Below are 6,526 nucleotides of genomic sequence, written 5' to 3'. Positions count from 1 at the left end.
AGATGGAAAGCTTTTTTTCTGGTTAGGTGATACAGGATGGTTATTGTTTAGTAGACTTAACCGCGAAGAAACCAATACCTATCTCGAAGACAGAAAGCAAAAAGGATTCAATGTGATTCAGGTAATGGTGTTGCATGACGTAGCGGCTAAAAATATCTATGGTGATTCTGCCCTTGTAGGTAAAGATGTTTCAAAACCTGTAGTAACTGATAAGAATGATTACAGAGATTCTACTGCTTATGATTATTGGGACCACATTGATTATGTGGTAGATAAAGCTGCTGAAAAAGGACTTTATATGGCTTTGGTTCCGGTTTGGGGTACAAATGTGAAAGAGAAAAAAGTTAACGAAGCGCAAGCAAAAGTTTATGCTAAATTTTTAGCTGATAGATATAAGGATAAATGGAACATCATCTGGTTAAATGGTGGCGATATTAAGGGCAGTGATGGCTTAAAAGTGTGGACTACCATTGGCGAAACCATAAGAGCAAATGATCCACATCATTTGATGACCTTTCATCCACGTGGAAGAACTGCTTCTTCGGCTTGGTTTCATAATTCAGCGTGGAATGATTTCGACATGATTCAATCGGGACATAGAAGTTATGCGCAAGATACTTCTGCGAAAGAAAAACTGCATTATGGAGAAGATAACTGGAAATACATCGAATCTGATTATAAGCTGAAACCAACTAAACCAACAATTGATGGAGAGCCATCTTATGAGGATATTCCCCAAGGTCTGCATGATATCAAGCAACCTCGTTGGACAGATGCTGACGTGCGAAGATATGGCTATTGGTCGGTTTTTGCTGGCGCTTTTGGTTATACTTATGGACATAATTCGGTGATGCAAATGTATAAGAAAACAGATTTAAAACCTGCTTACGGTCCGAAAGACCAGTGGATTACTGCGATAAATGCGCCCGGTGCAGTACAGATGAAATATTTGAAAGATTTAATGTTATCGCGTTCGTATTTCGACCGGGTTCCAGACCAAACTTTGGTAGCTGGTTCAAACGGAGAAAAATATGAGCGTGTTTTAGCCACCCGTGGTGAAGAATACGCCATGTTTTATACTTATACCGGAAAGAATTTTAGTGTTCAGTTAGGTAAAACCGACGGCGATGATGTGAAAGGTACCTGGTTTGACCCAAAAACGGGGAAAACAACGGATATTGGGAAATTTGAAAACAAAGGGATTAAAGAATTTAATCCACCAGGAGAACCAGCAAATGGCAACGACTGGGTATTGATTTTGGATAAGATATAAAATAAGGTATGTCGTCATTGCGAAGAGGAACGACGAAGCAATCTCAATTAGAGCAAGCATTAATATTGCTGTCATTCTGAGGCACGAAGAACCTGAAGCCGATTAACTGCCCGAGCATATATTATGTTTGCTTTAAGACATTGGGTAATTGTTGATTGTGCTTATGGTTTGAAGATTCTTCACTGTGTTCAGAATGACAAACCTAACTGTGAACAAAGAAAAATAACTATTACAAATAAAGTGTTTAAATTAAAATTCATATCATTATTTCGTTTAGCCATCATTGGCCTGGCTTTATGCGGATTAACATCTTGCTCTAAACAGGCTTATGTGTTTACTTCGTTTCACGAACCAGCAAATGAAGGATTGAGATTTTTATACAGTTACGATGCCTACCATTGGACTGATTTGAACAAAACATTTTTAAAGCCTGAAATTGGTACACAAAAAGTGATGCGTGACCCATCAATCGTTCAAGGACCAGACGGAACTTTCCATTTGGTGTGGACGTGCAGCTGGAAAGGTGATAAAGGTTTCGGTTATGCAAGCTCCAAAGATTTGGTAACCTGGAGTGAGCAAAAATTTCTTCCTGTAATGGAAAGCGAACCTAAAACAGTAAATGTTTGGGCACCAGAGATTTTCTATGACGATGAAAAGAATGAGTTTGTAATCATTTGGGCTTCAACCATACCTTTTCGATTTGCTAAAGGAATGGAGGAGGAAGAAAACAACCATCGAATGTATAGCATCACAACAAAGGATTTCGTTACTTTCTCTAAACCAAAATTATTTTTAGACCCAGGTTTTAGTGTAATCGATGCTGTTATAGTGAAACGAGCAGCGAAAGATTATGTGTTAGTTTTAAAGGATAATACCCGCCCGAACAGAAATTTAAAGGTGGCTTTCGGAGACGATGCTTTAGGTCCGTATAAAAACGTTTCAGAAACATTTAGTCCGAAGTTAACCGAAGGACCAACAGTTGTGAAAGTGAAAAACGATTGGCTGATTTATTTTGATGCTTACGGACAGAAGATTTATTCTGCATATAAAACTTCAGATTTTAAAAGTTTTAAAGATGTAACAGCTGAAGTTTCCATCCCGGAAGGGCATAAACATGGAACGATAATAAAAGTGAAAAAGAAAGTGATTGAAGGATTGAAAAAATAACGGTAAACGTCATTGCGGAGCACGAAGCAATCTCTTTTAGAGAGAAATATTGTCCTGGCCGGACAGGCTTTTTTCTTTTGACAACAAAAGAAAAAAATTGCCGGCTGAAAATTTTTGTATTAAAGTTTGTGGGTAGGCTTGGACGGTTTATCCCCAAAAATTTGTTAGGTCGGATTTGAGTAGAACGGAGGTTGTGTACTCAGGCTTAGCTAAGTGGAAATGAAATAACCATTTCGTCATTGCGAGGCACAAAGCAAACTTAAAGCGTTGGGTTTTAACTCAACTTGAATAATGGAGTTGCTTCGTTCCTCGCAATAACGATGAGAATAAAAGAAATAGAATGAAAATATTTAAAATACTAAGTTTAACCCTGCCATTTGCTCTTGCACTATCAACCTCGCAGGCGCAAGATACGGTACGTTATACAGGAAAAACTTTGGTTAATGCAGATTACCACCATGGGCAGTTAACGCCTGTAGTTGGCGTTCACAATATCCAGACTTTTCGGGCAAATAGAGAGCATCCTGAATTAGCCGAGAATTTTGGCTGGACGTATAATCATGCTCCCATGTTGGCATACTGGAATAACAAATTCTACGTAGAATATTTGAGTGATAAGGTTGGAGAAAGCATTCCGCCAGGACAAACTTTATTACAATCTTCACCTGATGGTTACAACTGGACAAAGCCAGATATAATTTTTCCGATTTACAGAATTGCTGATGGTACTACAAAAGAGGGTAGAACCGATGTAGCAAAAGATTTAGATGCCGTGATGCATCAGCGTATGGGATTTTATGTTTCTACCAAAAATGTATTTCTGGTTTTAGGTTTTTATGCTATCAGTTTCGATGCAAAAGATGACCCGAATGATGGGCATGGAATTGGCAGAGCTGTTCGCGAAATTCAAGCTGATGGTAAATACGGGCCAATTTATTTCATCCATTACAATCCGGGTTATTCCGAAAAAACACAAAATATCCGTACTTCACCAAAAGTAAAAATAAAGCTTTTGTTGAGGCCTGTAAAGAATTGTTAGCGAATAAGTTAATGACGCAGCAATGGAATGAAGAAGCAGGCAGAAAAGACCCTTTAATCACTTTGCAAAAGCAATACAAAGCTTTTAGCTATTATCATTTACCTGATGGAAGAGTGGTTGGACTCTGGAAGAATGCATTAACTGCTATCAGCACCGATAATGGTAAAAGCTGGCCGGAGAGTGCTTTTCGGGCGCCTGGTTTTGTAAATAGTAACGCAAAAATCTGGGGGCAGAAAACAGCTGATGGAAATTTTGCAACGGTATATAATCCATCAGAATACAGATGGCCGCTGGCCATTTCAACCAGTAAAAATGGTTTGGATTATACCAATTTATTGTTGGTAAATGGAGAAATCACGCCTATGCGTTATGGTGGCAATTATAAATCCTACGGTCCGCAGTACGTTCGAGGTATTGAAGAAGGAAATGGAAAACCAGCAGATGGCAAATTATGGGTAACCTACAGCATGAACAAAGAAGATATCTGGGTTTCTTCTGTTCCGCTACCTGTTAATGATAAAGTCTCAGGTCATGTAAATGATGATTTCGGGAAGTTGCCAAAAGGTAAAGAGTTGGAGCAGTGGAATATTTATAGTCCGCTTTGGGCACCTGTAAAAGTAGAAGACGGTACATTAGTCCTGAAAGATAAAGACCCATTTGATTACGCAAAAGCAGAAAGGTTATTCCCGGCATCGAAAAAAATAATCACTTCTTTCTCGGTTACACCAAAGCAAAACGATTTTGGCTTATTGGAAATTGAATTACAAGACGCAAAAGGAATGGCAAGCGTTCGTTTGACCTTTGATACTGCAGGAAATTTTAGCGGAAAAGCTGGCGCCCGTTATAAAAATTTCATGAAATATGAAGCTGGCAAAAGCTATGATATCAAGTTGAAATTAGATGCCCACACCAGGTTTTATTCGCTCACGGTTAATGGCAAAGAACTTTCGTTAAGTTTAGCTTTTCAGCCAGTGGCTGATGTTTCCCGTATTGTTTTCCGAACCGGAGATACCCGCCGTTTTCTTAACGTGGATACACCTGCTGACCAAACTTACGACTTAAAAAATGCAGGCGAGTCAGAGAAAAAGGAGGCAGTTTATTCGATTAAGTATTTAAAAACGGAGGGGTTTTAAGGTGAGGGATTTTGCAAATCATATTGTCATTTCGGATTATAAAACCGTCATTGCGAGGAGGAACGACGCGACAATCTCATTTAATAAGTTAGATTGCTTCAGCTCGCACAAACCCAGCTTCGCAATAACGACCGCCTTACCTGCATTGCGTTTAAGTAGAATGTTATTGCATAGCATGAAGCAACTATTATCATCATTATCAGGTAAGAGGCAATCTCTTTTGATGTTAGTCCTTACTTTATTTTCTTTCTCTGCCAACGCTAAAGTTCTTTTGCCGCAAATATTATCAAGCAATATGGTTTTACAGCGTGAGAAACCCATTAATATTTGGGGTTACGCTTCGCCAGCTGAAAAAGTGGAAGTCACTTTCGCGGGGCAAAAAAAGCAGACGGTAACCGATAAAAACGGAAACTGGTCTGTGATTTTAAGGCCTTTGAAAACATCAGCAACACCGCAAACAATGACCATTGCTGGCTCCAATAAAATCGAATTAACTAATATTTTGGTGGGTGAAGTTTGGGTGTGTTCCGGTCAATCGAACATGGAATACCAAATGCGTAAATTGGCAAAAATCCCAAAACCAAAAAATGAAAAACTGGGTTTCCCGGCTGATGAAGTAGAAAAGGCAAAAAATACACAAATCCGAATTTTCCTGGTTAACCGTAAACAATTAGCAAAGCCAGATTCTGTACATAAAAGTTGGGCGGTAGCACAAGATTCGGCTTTGAAAGCTTTTTCTGCCGTTGGTTACTTTTTCGCTAAAGAAGTTCAGGAAAAATTAGGTATTCCTGTCGGTATGATTTCTTCATCCGTTTCGGGTAGTGCAATTGAGCCATGGGTTTCTCCGGAAGCATTTGCGCAAGAACCATATTTCAAAAACACTAAAGTTGGTAACGACCCTGGTAAATTTTATACACCGATGATTGAGCCACTTTCGAAGTTTAAAATTCGTGGCTTTTTGTGGTATCAAGGCGAAACAAACTGCTTTTTAAATGAAGATATCAGCTATGCTTATAAAATGAAAACCTTAATAAACCTTTGGCGAAAAGCTTGGGGCGAACAAGATTTGCCGTTTTATTACGTACAAATTGCACCTTACGATTACAGTAAGCAAAAAAGTGATAAGGTTGTGCTTACAACAGAAACACAACCAAAATTTTGGGAGGCACAACAACAAGTTTTGCGTTTGCCCAAAACAGGAATGATTTCAACGAATGATTTAAATGATAACGGAGGCGATTTGCACCCCACTTATAAATGGGAAGTAGGAAGGAGATTAGCGCTAGTAGCTTTAGGTAAAACCTACAATCAACAGATAGATTTTTCAGGCCCGGTTTTTAAAGCGATTTCCTTTAGAAATAATCAAGCGCTATTAGATTTCGATTATTTAAAATCAGCGAATGCTACTAAGATCACCGGGTTCACAATTGCAGATGCTAGTGGCAAATTTGTAAATGCTGATGCTGCTTTGAAAGACGGCAAGGTTTTCGTTTTCTCAAAAGAAATTGCAAAACCAACCGCTGTTCGTTATAACTGGACGGAGAATCCAACAGGAAATTTATACAGTAATGGATTACCAGCGCTCCCTTTCCGTACCGATAATCCTTTAACCAAACAATTTAAAACCAATTAATGAGAACCAGATTTATACTTTTCTTTTGTTTAATCATGATGTTTGGCCGTGTAGAGGCACAACAAACAGAGAAACTATATCTTTCAGGAACTGGAAACGACAATACCGTAAATTGGGATTTCTTATGCACCGAGGGCATGAATGCCGGAAAATGGACCACCATTCCGGTGCCATCCAACTGGGAGTTGCAAGGTTTCGGGAAGTACAACTATGGTTTTAATAAAGAAGCGAATAAAGGCAGAGAACAAGGACTTTACAAATACAAATTTACAGTTCCAACC

The 6,526-nt window shown here is 38.8% G+C and carries 4 protein-coding genes and 2 pseudogenes; all 6 read left to right on the top strand.

The window, feature by feature from the left end; translation table 11 throughout:
* Positions 1 to 1,273, top strand: a 1,273-nt coding sequence (locus ON09_RS21445) for a glycoside hydrolase family 140 protein (RefSeq protein WP_010603126.1), incomplete at its 5' end; no start/stop codon positions are given.
* Positions 1,274 to 1,513: 240 nt separating this feature from the next.
* Positions 1,514 to 2,440: a glycoside hydrolase family 43 protein gene (locus ON09_RS21440; protein ID WP_238533766.1), complete on the top strand. Its 927-nt coding sequence runs from the start codon at positions 1,514 to 1,516 to the stop codon at positions 2,438 to 2,440.
* Positions 2,441 to 2,780: 340 nt separating this feature from the next.
* Positions 2,781 to 3,496 (top strand): annotated as a pseudogene (locus tag ON09_RS26320) (six-hairpin glycosidase); the annotation flags it as partial.
* Entirely contained in the window at positions 3,491 to 4,612 is a 1,122-nt protein-coding gene (locus ON09_RS26315; protein WP_455566579.1) for a hypothetical protein, read from the top strand. The pseudogene ON09_RS26320 and the gene ON09_RS26315, both read left to right, overlap by 6 nt.
* Positions 4,613 to 4,787: 175 nt before the next feature.
* Entirely contained in the window at positions 4,788 to 6,245 is a 1,458-nt protein-coding gene (locus ON09_RS21425) for a sialate O-acetylesterase (protein ID WP_202947180.1), read from the top strand.
* Positions 6,245 to 6,526: pseudogene (locus ON09_RS21420) on the top strand (glycoside hydrolase family 2); the annotation flags it as partial. The gene ON09_RS21425 and the pseudogene ON09_RS21420, both read left to right, overlap by 1 nt.

Source organism: Pedobacter agri PB92 (assembly GCF_000258495.1).
GTDB classification, from domain to species: domain Bacteria; phylum Bacteroidota; class Bacteroidia; order Sphingobacteriales; family Sphingobacteriaceae; genus Pedobacter; species Pedobacter agri.
This window is presented reverse-complemented; position numbering and strand designations above follow the sequence as displayed.